Annotated in this window: 19 protein-coding genes; 5 read left to right on the top strand and 14 right to left on the bottom strand. The window is 42.3% G+C overall.

Going from position 1 to position 18,628, the window contains the following annotated elements:
• Nucleotide 1 precedes the first annotated feature (1 nt).
• The 7 genes from ccoS to ccoN all read right to left on the bottom strand — a co-directional run bounded on the left by ccoS (nucleotide 2) and on the right by ccoN (nucleotide 6,349).
• Nucleotides 2-166 carry a cbb3-type cytochrome oxidase assembly protein CcoS gene (gene ccoS / locus R7127_RS14055; RefSeq protein WP_005377493.1) on the bottom strand — a complete coding sequence of 55 codons (165 nt, stop codon included), beginning with the start codon at nucleotides 164-166 and terminating at the stop codon, nucleotides 2-4.
• 15 nt (nucleotides 167-181) lie between these two features.
• Nucleotides 182-2,545, bottom strand: coding sequence for a heavy metal translocating P-type ATPase (locus tag R7127_RS14060; protein WP_262585280.1), 2,364 nt, complete (start codon nucleotides 2,543-2,545; stop codon nucleotides 182-184).
• Between the two features lie 4 nt (nucleotides 2,546-2,549).
• On the bottom strand, nucleotides 2,550-3,026 hold the full coding sequence (locus R7127_RS14065) for a FixH family protein (protein ID WP_005377489.1): 477 nt from the start codon (nucleotides 3,024-3,026) through the stop codon (nucleotides 2,550-2,552).
• A 105-nt stretch (nucleotides 3,027-3,131) separates the two neighbouring features.
• Nucleotides 3,132-4,106, bottom strand: a complete 975-nt coding sequence (gene ccoP / locus R7127_RS14070; RefSeq protein ID WP_005377487.1) for a cytochrome-c oxidase, cbb3-type subunit III — start codon at nucleotides 4,104-4,106, stop codon at nucleotides 3,132-3,134.
• Nucleotides 4,106-4,279: a cbb3-type cytochrome oxidase subunit 3 gene (locus R7127_RS14075; protein WP_005377485.1), complete on the bottom strand. Its 174-nt coding sequence runs from the start codon at nucleotides 4,277-4,279 to the stop codon at nucleotides 4,106-4,108. Before R7127_RS14075 ends, ccoP begins: the two co-directional genes overlap by 1 nt.
• 9 nt (nucleotides 4,280-4,288) lie before the next feature.
• Nucleotides 4,289-4,909 carry a cytochrome-c oxidase, cbb3-type subunit II gene (gene ccoO / locus R7127_RS14080; protein WP_005377475.1) on the bottom strand — a complete coding sequence of 207 codons (621 nt, stop codon included), beginning with the start codon at nucleotides 4,907-4,909 and terminating at the stop codon, nucleotides 4,289-4,291.
• A gap of 12 nt (nucleotides 4,910-4,921) precedes the next feature.
• A complete protein-coding gene (gene ccoN, locus R7127_RS14085; protein ID WP_005396488.1) occupies nucleotides 4,922-6,349 on the bottom strand; it encodes a cytochrome-c oxidase, cbb3-type subunit I in 1,428 nt (475 codons plus the stop codon).
• Nucleotides 6,350-6,606: 257 nt separating this feature from the next.
• On the opposite strand from ccoN, the gene R7127_RS14090 reads away from it, so the two are divergent.
• From R7127_RS14090 to R7127_RS14100, 3 genes are all read left to right on the top strand, one after another.
• Nucleotides 6,607-6,963: a hypothetical protein gene (locus R7127_RS14090; protein ID WP_005377473.1), complete on the top strand. Its 357-nt coding sequence runs from the start codon at nucleotides 6,607-6,609 to the stop codon at nucleotides 6,961-6,963.
• 113 nt (nucleotides 6,964-7,076) lie between these two features.
• Nucleotides 7,077-8,258: an FIST signal transduction protein gene (locus R7127_RS14095; RefSeq protein ID WP_017634895.1), complete on the top strand. Its 1,182-nt coding sequence runs from the start codon at nucleotides 7,077-7,079 to the stop codon at nucleotides 8,256-8,258.
• Nucleotides 8,248-9,969, top strand: a complete 1,722-nt coding sequence (locus tag R7127_RS14100; protein ID WP_005377471.1) for an ATP-binding protein — start codon at nucleotides 8,248-8,250, stop codon at nucleotides 9,967-9,969. The genes R7127_RS14095 and R7127_RS14100 overlap by 11 nt, the downstream gene beginning before the upstream one ends.
• A gap of 620 nt (nucleotides 9,970-10,589) precedes the next feature.
• Here R7127_RS14100 and R7127_RS14105 read toward each other — a convergent pair.
• The 3 genes from R7127_RS14105 to matP all read right to left on the bottom strand — a co-directional run bounded on the left by R7127_RS14105 (nucleotide 10,590) and on the right by matP (nucleotide 11,804).
• On the bottom strand, nucleotides 10,590-10,913 hold the full coding sequence (locus tag R7127_RS14105; RefSeq protein ID WP_025766620.1) for a hypothetical protein: 324 nt from the start codon (nucleotides 10,911-10,913) through the stop codon (nucleotides 10,590-10,592).
• Between the two features lie 114 nt (nucleotides 10,914-11,027).
• On the bottom strand, nucleotides 11,028-11,339 hold the full coding sequence (locus tag R7127_RS14110; protein WP_005377468.1) for a DUF3634 family protein: 312 nt from the start codon (nucleotides 11,337-11,339) through the stop codon (nucleotides 11,028-11,030).
• Between the two features lie 15 nt (nucleotides 11,340-11,354).
• Complete coding sequence (matP, locus tag R7127_RS14115; protein ID WP_005396497.1) at nucleotides 11,355-11,804, bottom strand: macrodomain Ter protein MatP; 450 nt, start codon at nucleotides 11,802-11,804, stop codon at nucleotides 11,355-11,357.
• Nucleotides 11,805-12,014: 210 nt separating this feature from the next.
• On the opposite strand from matP, the gene R7127_RS14120 reads away from it, so the two are divergent.
• Nucleotides 12,015-13,655, top strand: coding sequence for a Lon protease family protein (locus R7127_RS14120; protein WP_318142054.1), 1,641 nt, complete (start codon nucleotides 12,015-12,017; stop codon nucleotides 13,653-13,655).
• A 70-nt stretch (nucleotides 13,656-13,725) separates the two neighbouring features.
• The gene (gene fabA, locus R7127_RS14125) at nucleotides 13,726-14,244 is read left to right on the top strand and encodes a bifunctional 3-hydroxydecanoyl-ACP dehydratase/trans-2-decenoyl-ACP isomerase (RefSeq protein WP_005390081.1); all 519 of its coding nucleotides are present in this window, start codon (nucleotides 13,726-13,728) and stop codon (nucleotides 14,242-14,244) included.
• Between the two features lie 140 nt (nucleotides 14,245-14,384).
• On the opposite strand, the gene rmf is transcribed toward fabA, so the two are convergent.
• From rmf to R7127_RS14145, 4 genes are all read right to left on the bottom strand, one after another.
• Entirely contained in the window at nucleotides 14,385-14,558 is a 174-nt protein-coding gene (gene rmf, locus R7127_RS14130; protein WP_005377453.1) for a ribosome modulation factor, read from the bottom strand.
• Between the two features lie 181 nt (nucleotides 14,559-14,739).
• Complete coding sequence (locus R7127_RS14135; protein ID WP_318142053.1) at nucleotides 14,740-16,473, bottom strand: DUF3466 family protein; 1,734 nt, start codon at nucleotides 16,471-16,473, stop codon at nucleotides 14,740-14,742.
• A 7-nt stretch (nucleotides 16,474-16,480) separates the two neighbouring features.
• Nucleotides 16,481-18,400: an ABC transporter ATP-binding protein gene (locus R7127_RS14140; protein ID WP_005377449.1), complete on the bottom strand. Its 1,920-nt coding sequence runs from the start codon at nucleotides 18,398-18,400 to the stop codon at nucleotides 16,481-16,483.
• Nucleotides 18,378-18,620, bottom strand: coding sequence for a glutaredoxin family protein (locus R7127_RS14145; RefSeq protein ID WP_017821808.1), 243 nt, complete (start codon nucleotides 18,618-18,620; stop codon nucleotides 18,378-18,380). Before R7127_RS14145 ends, R7127_RS14140 begins: the two co-directional genes overlap by 23 nt.
• Nucleotides 18,621-18,628: the final 8 nt, after the last annotated feature.

Below are 18,628 nucleotides of genomic sequence, written 5' to 3' on the forward strand. Positions count from 1 at the left end.
GCTACTTTTTATCACTATTAGATTGGTCTTCTTCGTCGAGAAGAATGTTGTGCCCTTGCCGTTCAAGATCTTCAAACTGATCGCTTCTTACCGCCCAAAGAAAAACGGCGACAGCAACACAAACGAGAACGATAGCGATGGGAATCAATATATAAAGACTTTCCATGTTTGCTTTCTCTACTTATTTCTCTTTGAGCAGGCGCAAAGAGTTAGATACAACGATAATTGAGCTTGCAGACATGCCAACTACTGCAATGTAGGGAGCCACTAAACCTGCGACCGCCAAAGGCAAAATTAACAGGTTGTAACCCAAAGACCAAGCCAAGTTTTCTCGAATAATCTTTCTTGTACGCAGTGCAAGCAAACGTGCCTCTAGTAGCTTTTCGAGATTATCCCCAAGTAACGTCATATCTGCAGAAGCTTTAGCGACATCTGTACCACCGCCCATTGCGACAGAAAGGTGAGCTCCGGCGAGAGTCGGCGCGTCATTGATTCCATCACCAACCATCATAGTGATACTGTTTTCGTCCAAGCTCTTAAGGTATGCAAGCTTATCTTCTGGCTTTGCTGACGCGACGATGTGATCGATACCAATTTCATTCGCCACTGGTTGGGCGTTTGAGAGAGAATCACCAGTTAGCAGGGTTGTCTTAATTCCAGCGTCAGCAAAACGTTGAATAAAGGCTTTGCTTTCTTTTCGGATAGGGTCGCGGTAGTAAAAGCTAGCGACATGCTTGCCATCAACCGACAGATAGACCGCCTGGCTTTCATCACTTTCTTTGCCTTGAACAAAAGCAGCACTACCTATCTTAACGATTTTGCCATTCCATATCCCTTCAATCCCTGACCCAATCACGTTGTGCACATCAGACACGATAAAGTCATCATTGGTGAAAGTTGCAAAAGAACGAGCGATAGGGTGGTTTGCATGAGCCTCTAAAGCTGCAGCTAGTGATAGACAATCTTTCTGTGGGAGATCACTAAGTACCTTTGTTTCACAGATCTCAATATCACCTTTCGTTAGAGTGCCTGTTTTATCTACAACTAAGTGGTTGATCTTACATAATGTCTCAAACACATGGCCTTTACGAAGTAAAATGCCAAAATTACCCATTCTAGAGGTAGCACAAGTGAGTGCGGTCGGTGTAGCCAGAGATAGCGCACATGGACACGTAGCGACTAACACAGACAGCATGATCCAAAACGCATCATCTGGTTTTGTTTGATGCCAGTAAAACCAAGTACCAGCAGAGATAATAAGAATCACACCAACAAAGTAACGGGCGACAATGTCTGCAATTTCCGCAATTTTAGGTTTGGAGTGTTGAGCTTCATCTTGTAAACGCACGATGTTAGAAATCATTGAATCGGCCTTTGAGCTTACTACCTCAAGTTCAAATGATTCGTCTCCGTTTAGTGTTCCCGCATAGACGACATCGCCTTCTCGTTTCACAACGTGCACTGACTCACCCGTTAACATGGATTCATCAATATGAATACGGCCTGAAATAACTTTACCGTCAGCGGGGATATGTTCACCAGGTAGAACGCGAATACGATCGCCAACTTTTAGCGTCTTCACGGGGATCTGATCACCGTCCAGCGTTGTAGCAATTGCAGGAATCAACTTAAGAAGGTTACCACTCGCTGCAGCAGCTTTGCGACGAGCGCGCATCTCTAAGAATCGACCTACTAACAAAAAGAAGGTAAACATCGAGATAGATTCAAAGAAGACTTCGCCTTGTTCAGTTACTGTTGCAACTAAACTTGCAACATAGGCAAAGATCAACGCGATAGAAACCGGGACATCCATACCAAGGGTTCGACCTTTGATACTACGCCATGCGTTTAAGTAAAATGGAAGAGCGGAATAAAGCAAAACAGGAGTAGCAAAAATCAAACTTACCCAACGAAAGTAACTTTTAAACTCTGGCTCTAAATCACCAAAGACTTCGAGATACAGTGCAACGGCGAGCATCATGACCTGCATGGTTGCTAAACCTGCAATACCTAGTCGATATAGATATTGCTTCATCATTCGATGGTAAGAGGCTTCTTGCTTATCTGCTTCAAAAGGTGCAGCTTTGTAACCAAGTTTATGTATAACGGAAAGGAGCTCGCTTAACCGTACCTGAGTTTTATCCCAGGCTAGTAACGCTCGATTGGTGGTTGTATTAACACGGATAGATACCAACCCAGCCGTATTAGAAACTTGCTTTTCGATTAACCACGCACAAGCGGCACATGAAACGCCTTCCAAAGAAAGGGTTACTTCAGAAACATTTTCGCGATTTCGTACGAATTCAGATTGTACATCCGCATTGTCATAATGAATTAAAGCTTGGAGTTGCTCTGGTACTAGATCTGCCTTTTCTGCAGGCGCAGTGCGGTATTGGTAATATGATACAAGACCACTATCGACAATAGTCTGCGCCACAGTTTCGCAGCCCGGACAACACATGTCGCGAATTTCACCCAATATTTCTACTTTGAAATCCGTGTTGGCTGGTACATCTTCACCGCAGTGATAACAGGATTTACACATATGCTTACTTCATTAACGGTGTTGAAGAGGCAGGAAACTCAACTTTACCTTGGATCATCCATTGCTTGTCGTGTGGTTGTAGTTCAACAAACCATGGTCCTTGAATAGATTCCTCAGCTTTTAGTCGGTAATTACCAGATGCATCCGCTGTTACAAGCTTTGTGAAGTCACGATCAGGAAGAGTACGATGAGTGAAAGTGGCCGTTAGAGCAGGGTAATGAGGTAGCTTCCCTTTAGCGAAAACAATCACAACATTGTTATTTTCAGAGGAAATCTCAGCGTTAAGACCTAGGTCACGAGCGACATTCATTTTACTAATGTCGATATTAATACCTTTGCCTTTTTTATAGTAATCCTCGGCGACTAAAGAAACAGAGTTGTTCGAGAAAACGACCACAGTAATCACAGTCCAAACTACGACAGTAAGAGGAAGGATGATTAGGAACCACGGCCAAAATTGTTTATACCAAGGCTTTACCATAAAAAAGTTCTCAACAGCTAAATGAAAAAATGTAAGGCGTTAAATTTAAAGGAAAGACAGCCCCTATGAAAGGGGCTGTTATTGCTATGTTACGTAATATCTCAGTTACTTACTCTCTGAGTTACTTAAACTCCAGACATATGAGGCAACGAGCTGAACTTTATCTTCACCCAAAATGTCTTTCCACGCAGGCATTACGCCTGAGCGTCCGTTCATTACGGTTTCTGTTACAGCTGCACGAGAGTCACCAAATAACCAGTCTTGGTCTGTAAGGTCAGGCGCACCGACTGCAGGGTTACCCTTACCATCGGTACCATGACAAGCTGCACACACTACGAAGCGTGCTTTACCTGCCGCGGCTTCACGAGCATTTACTTTACGACCAGATAGACTAAGTGTGTAACTTACAACTTCTTGAACACCTTGCTCACCAAGGGCATCTTTCCATGCTGGCATTTGACCAATACGGCCGTGCATGATGGTTGTAACGATCGCTGCTGGCTCGCCACCATATAGCCATGCATCATCAGTCAGGTTAGGGAAGCCTTTCTGACCACGTGCATCAGAGCCATGGCATTGAGAACAGTTTTGCAAAAACAAACGCTGACCAACTTTTAATGCTTCAGGATCTTGCGCAATTTCAGGAATTGGGCGTAGACCACTGTCATTGTGCGCAAGTTTACGGAATGCTTCGCCGAAGTAAGCGTCGGCATCATCCAGTTCTTTTGCATATTGGTTTAGTTGCTTGTTCTCTTGTGCTGCAGCGATGGCTTCTTTTGACTCTTCTAGTGAGCGAACGGTTTGAGCCGAACTCTGCCAGTTTAAAAAGCCCTTGAAGCTACCTAGACCTGGGAATAGGGCAAGGTAAACTGCTGCGAACACAAATGTGCTTACAAACAGGTAAGTCCACCACTTTGGTAGAGGGTTGTTTAGCTCGCGAATACCATCGTACTCGTGGCCCATGTCTTCCCCTTCCTCGACGCCCATTTTATCTTTAGCGCACCAAGTCAGGAGAATCGCACAGCCTACTAGCGTACCGACAGTAATCACGATAATCCAGAGACTCCAGAATGTAGTCATTACTTCTTCACTCCTTGGTTATTAGGGGTCTTTTGTTCTTCGTCAGCAAACACCAAGTTGGCATCTTCTTCAAAGCGTGCTTTACGCTTTTTACTAAATGCCCACCATACGATGCCAATAAAACTAGCGAAGAGTACAACGGTATAAATACTATGAATTGTACCGAAATCCATATGATCCCCTTACTTCATTGCATGACCAAGAGACTGAAGGTAAGCGATGATTGCATCCATCTCTGTTTTACCTTCTACTTCTTTAGCCGAATTCGCGATCTCTTCATCAGTGTATGGAACGCCGAACTGATCACGAAATAGCTCAAGTTTCTTCTGAGTTAGCTTACCGTCTAAAACGTTTTCAGCTAGCCACGGGAAACCTGGCATGTTTGACTCAGGTACAAGCTCACGAGGATCTAACAGGTGAACACGGTGCCATTCGTCAGAATAACGACCACCAACACGAGCTAAATCCGGGCCTGTACGCTTAGAGCCCCAAAGGAATGGGTGTTCCCAAACACTCTCACCAGCAACAGAGTAGTGACCGTAACGTTCAGTCTCTGAGCGGAAAGGACGAACCATCTGGCTGTGACAGACGTTACAACCTTCACGGATGTAGATATCACGGCCTTCCATCTCCAAAGGAGTGTAAGCGCGCAGATTTTCTACAGGTTCAGTCGTTTGCTTTTGGAAAATCAGAGGAGTGATCTCTACAAGAGCACCCCAACTGATAGCAAACACGATAAAAATAGCCAACAAACCGACATTACGTTCTAAGATTTCATGGCGATTATTAGAATTATTACTCATTCTTAAATCTCCTTATGCCGGATGTGGGATAGCTTTTAGGCTTTCTTTAGGTGCACTTACCGTTTTGTACGTGTTGTATGCCATTAGGAACATACCAGATAGGAAGATAAATCCGCCTAGGAAACGTACAAAGTAGAACGGATAAGACGCTTCTACAGATTCAACAAAACTGTAAGTTAGCGTACCGTCAGAGTTAACCGCGCGCCACATAAGACCTTGCATTACACCAGAGATCCACATCGCAACGATGTAAAGAACGGTACCGATTGTTGCTAGCCAGAAATGCACATTAACTAGACCAACAGAGTACATACGCTCTTGGCCAAATAGGCGAGGTACCAAGTGATATACAGAGCCGATAGAAACCATCGCAACCCAACCTAACGCACCAGAGTGAACGTGACCAATGGTCCAGTCTGTGTAGTGAGAAAGTGCGTTAACCGTCTTAATCGACATCATCGGGCCTTCAAAGGTAGACATACCGTAGAACGACAGTGAAACGATTAGGAAACGTAGGATAGGGTCATAACGAAGCTTATGCCATGCACCAGATAACGTCATAATACCGTTGATCATACCACCCCAAGAAGGAGCAAATAGAACCAGCGACATAACCATACCTAGAGACTGAGTCCAGTCTGGTAGCGCTGTATAATGAAGGTGGTGAGGGCCTGCCCAAATATATAGAGAAATAAGTGCCCAGAAGTGAACGATAGATAGACGGTAAGAATAAACAGGACGTTCAGCTTGTTTAGGAACGAAGTAGTACATCATACCTAGGAAACCAGCGGTCAGTAGGAAACCTACCGCATTGTGTCCATACCACCACTGAACCATCGCATCCACTGCGCCCGAGTAAATCGAGTAAGATTTACCAAGTGACACAGGAATAGCCATGCTGTTCACGATGTGAAGTACTGCTACTGTGATAATAAAGGCACCGAAGAACCAGTTTGCCACATAAATATGTGACGTGTTTCGCTTCACTAGTGTGCCGAAGAACACCACCGCATATGATACCCATACTAGCGCAATTGCGATATCAATAGGCCATTCTAGCTCAGCATACTCTTTACCCGATGTTAAACCGAGAGGCAAAGTAATGGCTGCTGCCAGGATGATTGCTTGCCAACCCCAAAAGGTGAAGGCAACGAGTGGGCCACCAAAAAGACGTGTTTGACATGTGCGCTGTACAACATAATAAGACGTTGCGAACAGAGCACTGGTACCAAACGCAAAAATTACCGCATTAGTATGCAGTGGACGTAAGCGACTGTACGTCAACCACGGCGTATCAAAGTTTAGCTGTGGCCAAACTAATTGAGCGGCAATCAAAACACCAACAGCCATACCAACTATGCCCCATAAAATGGTCACAAGGGTAAATTGGCGAACGACTGTATAGTTGTAGTTTTGTTCAAGCTGCTTTACTTGGCTCATTTGCATGCTTCCAATTTCTAATTAACTACACTTTTACTTCCAACACGACTTGCGTCGTAACACCACCCAAGTAAACTCTAGAATTCAAGTGTTATCATCACCTTATTTCCATTGCTGACTTTAATAAAAAGTGGCATTTTCAGCGTGACACTATACTTGAATTAACAATTCAATGACAGGGTAGTAACCTTACTGGACCTCTGGAAATCATTTTTTATTTAAAAAGTTTGAAGTTTGTAACAAGGATATTAGTAATTATGCCTGCACAAAAGTTAACAAAGGCGCGACTTGCACAAATCTTAATCATGCTCAGTGTTTTAATAGGCGCATTTTTCTGGCGTACCTTTACACACGAGAGCGTTAATAGCGTTGACTGTTCACAAAAAGAACGATGCGATGTAACAATTGAAGGAGAAATAATCACGATTAATCGTGACTCAATGGGAATTTCGCTCGAAACGACAGAAAGTAGCACTCTAAAAATTGATCTAAATCAATCTGGTAATTTTATCAATCTCAACGAAAAGCATAAGTCAGTAGAATGGGACATCATGCCTGAATCGAAAAAAATCACCTTTAAAAAAGGTGAAAACATTGTTGTAGTTCAATTATAAATACGATCTATCACGAGATAATCGTAACTTATTAATGAAATTAACACCTTCTTACCTAGAGAAAATTGGTTGGAATGGTATAACAGCAGAGTGATATCCAATTATAAAATCGTATGCATTGCCAATCAGTTTTTACTCATATTAAAGATGAAGACTCAGCGATAAAAACGCTCAGGTCAGAATTGACACAACAGAACTTGTCTTACGTGATGTGTTACTACACGGAAGAATACAATTTCGAGTTGATTCGAGAAGCGTTTCTTGCGCATTTTCCTGGTGTGCCTTTTCATGGCGCCAGTTCATGTCAAGCCGTAATGACAGATCAGGGCTTTCATACAGGACCAGTAATTGCGGCACTTGCTGTTTATGATACAGGTCCTCATGCTTATGGTACTGGTATTTCTAATCACAACTCAGGTGACAGCGTCACCAAGGCTTTGGATATGGCCCTTGAGAACGCAAACCGTGTAGGAGAGGTACCAAACTTAATTCTACTTCATGCTACACCAGGGCAAGAGGAATCAATCATTGCGTCTATAGATGAAAGATTTGGAACTCTAATTCCAATTATTGGTGGTTCGGCCGCTGATAATAACATCGCTGGGAAATGGTCTGTGATAACCGCCCAAGGCTCTCAAACTTCAGGTTTAAGCTTAACTCTCTTTTACTCCTCTCAACCTGTTGATATCGCTTTTAGCGCTGGGCATACACCAACTAATATCAAAGGTGTTGCAACCAAGACCAACGATAGATGCTTACTTGAAATTGATAATGAACCTGCGCTCAATGTTTATAGAAGGTGGACAAATCACCAGGATAACCAAGTAGGTAAAGATAATATGCTGTTTACAAACTCGAGTGCTTATCCATTAGGGCGGATCGCAGGTCATCTCTATGATCGCCCATATTACAAGTTATCCCATCCGATCCGTGAGACGCCAGATGGTGGAATCGAGTTGTTTACACGAATAGAAGAGGGTGACGAGCTCACATTAATGAAAGGAAGTCGTGAGCATCTCGTTGCGCGCGCTGCAAAAGTCGTCAATGCCGCTTTTAACCAAAAATTAGAAGAGTCTCGAAAAATTGGAGTGATAAATATCTTTTGCGCAGGTCCCATGTTGCACTTAATGCAAGACATGAATAGCGTTTGTGAACAAATTAACCAAGAACTAGAACATTTGCCTTTTATTTGCCCTTTTACTTTCGGCGAGCAAGGTAGATTTATTGGTGGTGAGAATGGACATGGAAACCTGATGATTTCATCGGCTATATTCCATAAACCTTATGAAAGATAAATACTTAGACATATATCAACAGGAAGCGCTTCAAGAAGCGTTAGTTGAGCTAAAGCAGGCTAGACAAAGAGAACGACTACTCGCTGATGAAAACAAGGCCATTCTTTCCGCGATATCTGCGATGAGTGAGGCAAAGAATCGGCATGAGATATTTACGGGATTAAACAATGTCCTCAAAAAGTACATCAACTTCGATGATTTTATTGTACTGACTCGTGATGGTGAACGATATCCCTTCAAGACATTGATATCAACTAATAGCGTATTTGATAATGTATCCTGGTTACACGGTAACACCTATCAAAGAGCTCTCAATGGTGAATGCATTCTACTGTTCGAGCCAGATAAACTCGCTGAGTTTGTTAACTTAAACAGCTTTATAAAAAGCCATGTAAACTCGGTCGTTTTAACTGGTATACGTTCAGAAGTAACGCAAACCGTAATCCTACTTATTGGAGCTCAGAAAGGGCACTTTAGCATAGAGAATAAGGAAACCTTGAGGCGGTTTCGTCCCTTAATTGAAAGGGCGGTCATTGATATCGAGACCAAAGAGAAGTTACAACGTATCGTTGAAGTAAGAACAACTCAGCTCGCTAAAGCAAGAGAAGAAGCAGAGCTTGCGAACCGGTCTAAGTCGGAGTTCTTAGCGATGATGAGTCATGAAATAAGAACCCCTTTAAATTCCGTTCTTGGAATGCTAGATATACTGAAGCAATCAACCTTGTCAGAAGAACAAATTGATGCTTTGAGCCAAATGGAGTGCTCTGCAGAGTTACTTCTCGCGATAATCAGTGACATTCTTGATCTTTCTAAAATCGAGTCAGGTCGCTTTCAGCTCAATGAACAATGGATTAACTTAAGAGACACTGTCACTTTTGTTATTTCTCAGCAAAAACAAATAGCTAAGAAGAAAAATCTTAAATTCAAGCTCAACTGTACTGTCACTAATGACAAACAATTTTGGATTGACTCCACGCGGTTATCTCAAATTCTGTTTAATCTAATAGGGAATGCAATAAAGTTTACAGACGAAGGTGAAGTAAAAGTTTCTGTATCTGAGCAAGATGCTGAACTTGTGATCTCAATATCTGACACTGGAATTGGTATATCTAAAGCAAAGCAAGAGCACTTGTTTACGGCATTTCATCAAGGGGACCGTTCCATCACGAGACGCTTCGGTGGTACAGGACTGGGGCTCGCAATAACCAAGCATTTAGTCGAAATGATGCGTGGAAAGATTGCCGTTAAAAGTGATGAGCATGTTGGTTCAACCTTTACGATTTCGATTCCAGTTTTGACTCGTTGTAATCAAAATCGTCCAGTTAGAATCGAAACCAATCAACCGACAAAAGCAATGGAACTTCTCGTCGTAGAAGATACCGAATCGAATCAGTTCGTAATAAAGCTTATCTTAAATAAGCTTGGCCATAATGTTCATATCGCAAGCCATGGAGCAGAGGCATTAACATTTTTAGAAGAGAATGAGGATTTAATCGATTTGATTCTCATGGATGTCTCGATGCCAGTGATGGATGGAATTACCGCAACAAGACTTATTCGAGATAAAGGTCTCAGGACCCCAATTATAGCGTTAACTGCACATGCGCTAGAAAGCGATAGAGATAAATGCCTGGATGCCGGTATGGACGGATTCATTTCCAAGCCAGTTAGAAGACAAGATATCTTCGAAGCTATACAGTCATTTCAATAAGTAAAAAGGCGTTAATATAGATCTTAACAATCGATAGATTATTAAGATCTATATTAAGTATTTTATGGTAAATAACCATTATGTTTAATGCTCACAGTAAGGCCCTTAAATTTAAAATCTGCAAGGGAATAGGAGCATACTCAGACAAAATTTAGCGTACAGCAATATACAATTTAACATAATATACATAATGCGTACCAAGGGGTGGGGTCTCAAAGCAATAATGTCCGGTTTTAGCTACTTTAAAATGTCCTCCTAAGATTAACAACATTGTTTGCTTTTGAGGCTTTAACCGAGGTTTCTGTGGACTTGCAATCGCTAGTTTGGTTTGTGGTTATGCTTACGAAGCAAATCAAATCTCTTATTGAAAATTGATGCGCGCTTAGTCCTCGACTTACTGGCGTGTTCTTCCGTAAGCACCTGAATCAATCTATGTATGGTGATGATGGCCAACTCACTGAATTTGCCATTCAATGGCATCACGATTACTAACTTAAGCGCTACCAAACAAAAAAGCCTTTCATACTCGCCTCGTACAACAGCAAAAATCAGCTAAACGCTCTAATCGCTCCGCAACGAAATCTGCCAAAAATCACGAGCTCAGTTGCGTTCTGAAACATTTATAAGCCTGTGGTTATATGGAGGCGAATGTACTTTTCGGGGTATTTGTAACGATAGCGTTTTCCTTTCTTCAAGTTGGACTTAACGTACCTACACACTTTTTGGTCACCACTGCTGGTTACTCTTTTTATTACTGCGTTTTTACTTTTGTGCTCCATTTCTATCATGACGTCACAATAACCTTGATAGCCATCAAACTTATTGTCTACTTTCTTTTGAAGCTTAGTCTTAATCTTTTTAGCCAACAGGTTCGTTTCTGAATCGTCAGCAAAAACTGAATTACTTGCAAAGATCAATACCATTAAAGTTACAACGTATCTCATCGTTTTGGTCCGTTTATGTTGTTGATTGTTCGATGATAAGTAATTTTTCTGTAGATACGAAAATGGGACGCCACATTGCGTCCCATTTAACATGATGAAGTAACTGATATGTAATTAAGCGCGCTTCTTGCCTTTGTTTGCTTTGAAGCCCTGGTGCGGAAAAACGTTACGAATCCTCTGTTGAACTTTTTTGGGAATGCCTTTGGAAAAGCTTAAGCGCATTCCTGTTCGTTGGCTATACACCTTCATTTCACCAGTAAACGGGTTATGCTCACTAATATCCTGTAAGTTGTGTTTGAAAGAAGGAGGTAGATGCCCTTTTACGTTACTAATATGGCCATTATCGAACTTTACTTTTAACACCGGCCTATCGACTGCGATCAACCAAAAGATCACGATGGCTGCAATTAAGATTACATATAACATTTGGCACTCCCTATCCTAGCTAGATAGCAATTTACTCAAATCCTCTTTAATTGAGGTAACTTTTTGACTCGCTTTTTCACTTCTCGACGCTTCGGAAAGCAAATATTCAATTGCGTCAGATAACGTACAACCAAGTTCATTCGCTCTACTAGAAAGCTTTTCCCAAACTCGGTAATCTAAATCAATGGATTTCTTCTTTGTATGGACTTGCTCTGCATTGAAGTGACGTTTCCGTTTCGCTCGGATAGCCTGCTTGAGTTTATTATCTAACTCTTCTGACATGTGGTTTTCTATCCAAGCTAAGACAAGTGTAGGCTCGTGTTCAAGGCGTTTTAGTTCTGCGACCGCTGCATCTGCTTCGCTTGTATCAATATGTCGGGTAATCGCTTCACCATCTTTCCATTTTTTGATGAGATACTTCCATTTCCACCCACATTCTAGATTCTCAAGCTGCTGATATTTCATTTGTTCCGACCCATAAACATAACCTAGTGACAGCGTAACCCAGATGGTTTACTTGGGCAAATAAAACTCTTAGAAGTATCGATGTTGATCACTCATTTGTCTAAGTATTGTTCATTGAGAGATGAATGCCGAGAGCAAACCAAATTGGTGCTAGGGTGTTATAGTCCGTTTCGTTATAATGTCGGCAAGATTGAATTACGATGAATTTTAATGAACCAACTTAATTGGCAAGACGTAACACCTTCACTTGAGCAGTACGAAGCACTTTTAAAGTCTGCATCTTCGTTAACAAAGAAGTCTTTTACTGATCTCCAACCGAGAATGTCGGCAACGATATCTCGTTTTTCAAAAATTTCCGGATTGACGCGAGTACTACTCATTAACTGCGTAGATAATTCTGTATATAGAGAGTTCATCAGTAAAGCTCTTCAGAGCCAGTCTAACGCTGCGATAGTTTTGTCGGAATCACTTGATGCCAAACGTTTATTTGACCGTTACAGTGTTGATGTAAGTGGTGATATTGCCTTCCAACCTGGTTTAATTTCACAGGCAGATAACGGTTACTTAATAGTACCGGCTAATCTAATTTTGGCTAACCCAGGGCTTTGGCCAAATATAAAGTCTGCAATTCAACAAAACCTTATCGAGCCACTGAACCTAAGCCCTACTCGTTTACCTACTTCAGTACCGCAAGCTAAAGCTTATGATGTAAAACTGATTGTAACAGGAGAAAGAAGTCAGTTAGCAGAGCTAGAATACATCGATGAAGACTTCTGTTCTGGCTTTGCCATGTATACGGAAGTTGAAGAAGATATTCATCTGTCAGAGCAGAATTTGACAGATTACTTTGGTTTAGTGAACTGGATATGTTCTCAATATCAGCTGCCTCACTTAACTGAATGTGGTTTTAGAAGATTGTTGCTAGCCGGTATGAGATTTACTGAAGATCAACATTATCTGCCTTTAGGAGTAATGTGGCACTCTCAACTTCTAACGCTTGCTAGCCAGTTCAGTGATGGCCACGCATTAGATTACAAGTCGTTAGATAAAGCGATTGACGATAAGTATTACCGAGAATCTTACCTTCCTCAGCGTGCCGTGTACGATATTTTAGATGGCCAAGTCATCATTGAGACAACTGGGGAACAAGTTGGTCAAATCAATGGCCTAACCGTTATTGATATGGCTGGGCACCCTGTCAGCTATGGTGAGCCTGCACGAATATCTTGTGTAATTCATTTTGGTGATGGCGATGTTTCCGATGTTGAGCGCAAAGCTGAGCTTGGAGGCAATCTACATGCAAAAGGCATGATGATTATGCAAGCTTTCTTGAGCTCTGCTCTGAAACTGGATGAACCACTGCCTTACTCAGCCTCCATCGTATTTGAACAGTCTTATAGTGAAGTTGATGGTGACAGCGCATCTCTTGCAGAACTTTGTTGCTTGGTGAGTGCTTTATCTGAATCTCCAATTAATCAAAAAGTTGCGGTTACAGGAGCTGTTGATCAGTTTGGTCGAGTGCAAGCCGTCGGTGGCTTGAACGAAAAAATTGAAGGCTTTTATCAGGTTTGTAAACATCAAGGTTTTACAGGAAATCAAGGTGTTGTGATGCCAAAATCAAACCTTAAACACCTTGCATTACATAAAGATGTAATAGAAAGCATTAAAAATGGTGAGTTCCATATTTGGTCCGTTTCTACCGTAGATGAAGCTATTCCGATTGTAATGAATAAACCTTTTAGAGGTGAAGACGATAGCATTATTGGCAAAATAGCGGAACGTATTGAAAACTTTGAAAGACATGAGCATCCAGAAGGAATTGTGCAGCGCATCAAAAACTGGTTTGTCTAGTACTGATCGGAGTTGTTTAGCGTACGCGTGTTCACTAAGATGCAGCTATCAAAAATTGGAGTAATTGATAATGCAAAACAAACGTGATTCTTATAACCGTGACGATCTACTTGCTTCTAGCCAAGGCGAACTGTTTGGGCCTGGTTACCCTCAGCTTCCTGCGCCAAACATGCTAATGATGGATCGTGTTACTAAAATGTCTGAGACTGAAGGCGATTTTGGTAAAGGTTTGATCTTGGCGGAATTGGATATTACTCCAGATTTGTGGTTCTTTGACTGCCACTTCCCTGGCGACCCTGTAATGCCGGGTTGTCTTGGCCTTGATGCGATGTGGCAACTTGTTGGTTTCTTCCTTGGCTGGGTTGGTGGCAAAGGAAAAGGTCGTGCTCTGGGTGTTGGCGAAGTGAAGTTTACAGGTCAGATCCTGCCAACAGCGAAAAAAGTGACGTACGAAATCCACATGAAACGCGTTGTAAACCGTAAGCTTGTGATGGGTTTGGCTGACGGTCGTGTATGTGTGGACGGCAAAGAAATCTACGTAGCAAAAGATTTGAAAGTTGGCTTGTTCCAAGACACTTCAAGCTTCTAATCACGATTTTAATCGATTTATTAAGGCTCCTATTTAAGAGCCTTTTTGTTATCGAGTGTTAACCTACTTCCCTATGTCCCTATAATGTAGAAAAGGCTCCGTAGAGCCCTTTCGAATCCTTCTTTTTGTATGTGGAGAGTTTATTTGTAGAGACCAGATTGTCTTTCATCTCTGGCATCACGCCAACCACCTAACCAATACGACCGAGCATCAACTTGTTGATATGGGCAAGCCTCTTGAGACCTTCCATTCAATCCAGCTTTGTAGCCTTGAGATTGAGCTCGTTCTAGGCGATCACGCTTTTGTCTCTTCATAGTTAATTCCTCATACAGGTCCATTTACTAACGTACAGCTGTTATTGTGAAACTTTGATGGAGTTTTTATGACTCCACTTATAAGAATCGATCAAAGTAGGCAATTTCTCAAGGCATAAAAAAAGCAGAGACTCAAATGTGTGAGCCTCTGCTTGATTTAAAAATTACTGACGATTTTTAACTATTTTCTACGGAACCCAAACAATCCAAGCATGGTCAAAGCTAACCAACCAAGGCCTGCACCTTGACGCTCTGTCGTCGTTGAGTCAATGCTTCGAGATACGATGTCGTCCTTAGTTGCGTCAGCAATAGGTACTAGTTTGACTGCTACAATTTGCTCTTCAGAGCTACATGTCGCATTGTTTGCTGTTGTACTATAACCACCTGCACATTTCATAGCAGTACCAGAGATCACACCTGCATCATTGATATCAGTTGCGTCGATAATACGGAACTGATTGTTTTGTTCAGAGTAATCACCGCCGTTAGTCAAACTGTCTAGGAACCAAGCTTTTCCATTGAATAATGTTGCAGCACGTTCACTAGTCTCGCCACCTACGCTATATGGATAGATAAAACCGCGCTTACGACGTGGCTTGCCATCGTCTTCACGAGTCGTTTCTGCATCAAGTTGCCCGACGATTTCATTGTAAGAGTTGATACCGCCCATCTTACCGCCCGCACCGCTAAAGAAAATGCCAGTAGTTGGGTAAAAAGCGCTAATAGAATCCTTACGAACATCATCTACGATAAAGAGACGATTCGGAGCAGAGCCCGTTGGCATTAAGTATCCGCCCGAACGTTTTGCTTCACCAATAGCAACAAAATTAGAGTTAACGTCGGTTAATCGTGAGTTTGTATGAACCGTATCATCACCCTCACGCTGTCTAGCTCCTACAACAACTTTGTTTTTCCAAGTTGCGTTTTCAACGCTACCTTCGGCTTCTAAAGTTCCGACAAAAACAGTCGCATTCAGGTAGTTATCATCACTGTAAGTGTTGTAACCTACGCCATAGACCGTAGTTCCATCAGTGACAAAGTCACGCATGCTCCCTTGAGCTAACCTTTCTCCATCTTTAGATGTGCCACTTGGCCAAGCCAATTCACTGACGGTTCCGCTTTGATCCCAAATCGCTGCTTTTGATGTGTGGTGAGATCCATTGGTATTGCTTGCTGTTCGAGAAACACTGCCAACAGTAAAATTGCCGTCTGTGCTCCAAGCATGGCTTTGCACAACACTTGCGTCACCATCGCCAGTAAGAATATTTGGCTCTACTGGTGCAACTACGGTATTTCGTGTTTCTAATGTAGAAGTATTTTCTGTGCTAACTTTACTCTGATTACCGACAGCTGCACCATCCTCGGTAAGCTGGTTGATAACATTGTTATATTCATTTTTATAAGCAGCAGAATCTTCTTCTATGAACGCTAACGCATTAGAAGTAAAGTCTTTACTACGTTCTTTATTCCACGGCGTCCAGTTTACTGAAGCCCAAGAGTCACAGGTGGAATAGCGAAGCTGGTTGTAACAGTAACGCTCAAAGTCTTTGAGTTCTTGGATGTAATAAAAGCCAGCGTCTAATCCGAATGGGATTTCTTCACGATAGCTGTTCCCATCCACGGCTTGTGTCGCTGAAATCGGTGTAGTGCGAGTTTCCATTGCAAGTTTAAACTGCTCTGGCGTGCAGTTTGCTGCTGCATCAAAGCAGCCTAAAGCGAAAGGTGAACCTGTTGAAGGATCTGTACCTGCGTCGCCCTGTTGAATTGCAACCCCGTAAGCCGTTTGGTAGTCACCGTTTGAACCATGATCCTGAGGTGAAACCTCAACAACTTGATACAATGCCGCCTGTGCGTTCATTGTGGTACCAACCATCATTGCAATGGCGGTCAATTTGAATTTATTACTACAATTCATTGAATTCTTAACTATCCTGTTGCATTGCTTCGAGTTCTTCCCATCTCTCGAATGCGATTTCCAACTCCTGCTCTAGTGCAGCAAGCTGTTCCAATACCGGCTGAGTTTGCTCTACAGGTTTAGCAAAGAACTCTGGATCGTTCACTTGCTCCTGAAGGCTCTCGATATCCGACTCTAATTGTTCAAGTTTAGCTGGTAGAGCCTCTAATTCTCTTTGCAGCTTATACGATAACTTCTTCGAATTGTTCTTAGGTTGCGTAGTTTTGGGAGTTTCCTCAACCACTTTCTCTTTCTTCGTTGGTTTTTCAACCTGACTGCGCGAAGCAAGAACTTGGTCACGCTGCTGTTTAGCATCATGATAACCACCAACGAACTCTTCGATTATACCGTTACCCTCAAAAATCCAGCTGGTTGTTACTGTGTTGTCTACGAACTCACGGTCGTGACTCACTAACAATAATGTACCCTGATAATTGGCAAGCATTTCTTCTAAAAGTTCCAACGTTTCGATATCCAAATCGTTAGTTGGTTCATCAAGAATAAGTAAGTTGTTTGGTTTCAACAAGATACGGGCTAGCAATAATCGGTTTTTCTCACCACCAGAAAGTGCCTTAACCGGGGTTCTGGCGCGCTTAGGTGCAAATAAGAAGTCTTGAAGATAACTCAGCGCATGACGCTGACGTCCCCCAACCATTACTTCTTGTTTCCCATCCGCTAAGTTATCGATCACTGTCTTTTCTGGATCCAAAATCTCTCGGTACTGATCAAAGTACGCGACTTCTAATTTTGTTCCGCAGTGTAAACGACCAGACTGCGCTTCCAATTGCCCTAGTAGCAATTTAAGTACCGTACTCTTACCGCAGCCATTTGGTCCGATAAGTGCAATACGGTCACCACGCATGATGTTAAAGCTAAAGTCGTCGACAATTGTCTTGCCTTCGTAAGCAAAAGATACATTTTCTGCTTCAAATACAATCTTACCTGAACGAGAAGCATCATCGATGTTTAGGTTAACTTTACCTTGAACTTCACGACGGTCACGACGCTCTTCACGAAGTTTTTTAAGGGCTCGAACACGGCCTTCATTACGAGTACGACGTGCTTTAATGCCTTGACGAATCCACACTTCTTCCTGCGCTAGTTTCTTATCGAACTCAGCATTTTGCATTTCTTCGACGCGAAGCATTTCTTCTTTGTCATTCAAATACTGTTCGTAATTACCAGGGAAAGAAGCTAATTGACCGCGATCTAAGTCAACGATGCGTGTCGCCATCGACTTGATGAATGCACGGTCGTGAGAAATAAAGATGATCGAGCCTTTGAAGTCTTTTAAGAAGTTCTCTAACCATTCGATCGTTGTCACATCGAGATGGTTTGTTGGTTCATCAAGAAGCAATACATCAGGATCACAAACCAGCGCACGAGCTAAAGCAGCTTTACGTTGCCAGCCACCGGATAGATCGGTCAGTTTGGTTTCTGGGCTTAGTTTTAAAGCGCCAAGTACGTTCTTAACACGGTCATCAAAGCGCCAAGCGTTAGAATGATCAAGTTGCTCTTGAACTTTCGCCAAACGGTTAATGTTCTTCTCACTTGGGTCTTGAGCAACAAGATCGAGAAGATCATGATAGATCTTCAATTGTTCGCCGATTTCAGCCAAACCGCCAGATACGTATTCGTAAACCGTACCCTCTTGATTGCGCGGTGGATCTTGTTCAAGCCGAGAAACTACTACGTCTTGAGTTATTTGAATCTTGCCATCATCCAACAAAATGTCGCCGGCAAGCACTTTCATTAACGTGGACTTACCTGCTCCGTTACGACCAACTAAACAAACGCGTTCGTTTTCTTGAAGAGCGAACTCCGCTTTGTCTAGCAATGGGTGGTCACCAAATGCAAGTTGTGCGTTATGAATGGTAAGTAATGCCATTATTATCCAACCAATGTGTGAGTTGTTCTAAGTCAAACGGCCAGTTCAACTCAGAATCTTGATATTTTAATACGGGTATTGTGACGCCGTAACGAGAAAATAGTACATCATCGAACGCAATATCAATGATATCTGTTTGCTCGGCCAAACCGACTTGGTCTACTAGAGCAAATGCCATCTCACAAAGATGGCATCCCTCCGTGCTATACAATATCAGCACGTATTAAT

This window comes from Vibrio sp. 1159, assembly GCF_033340395.1.
Classification (GTDB): Bacteria; Pseudomonadota; Gammaproteobacteria; order Enterobacterales; family Vibrionaceae; genus Vibrio; species Vibrio alginolyticus.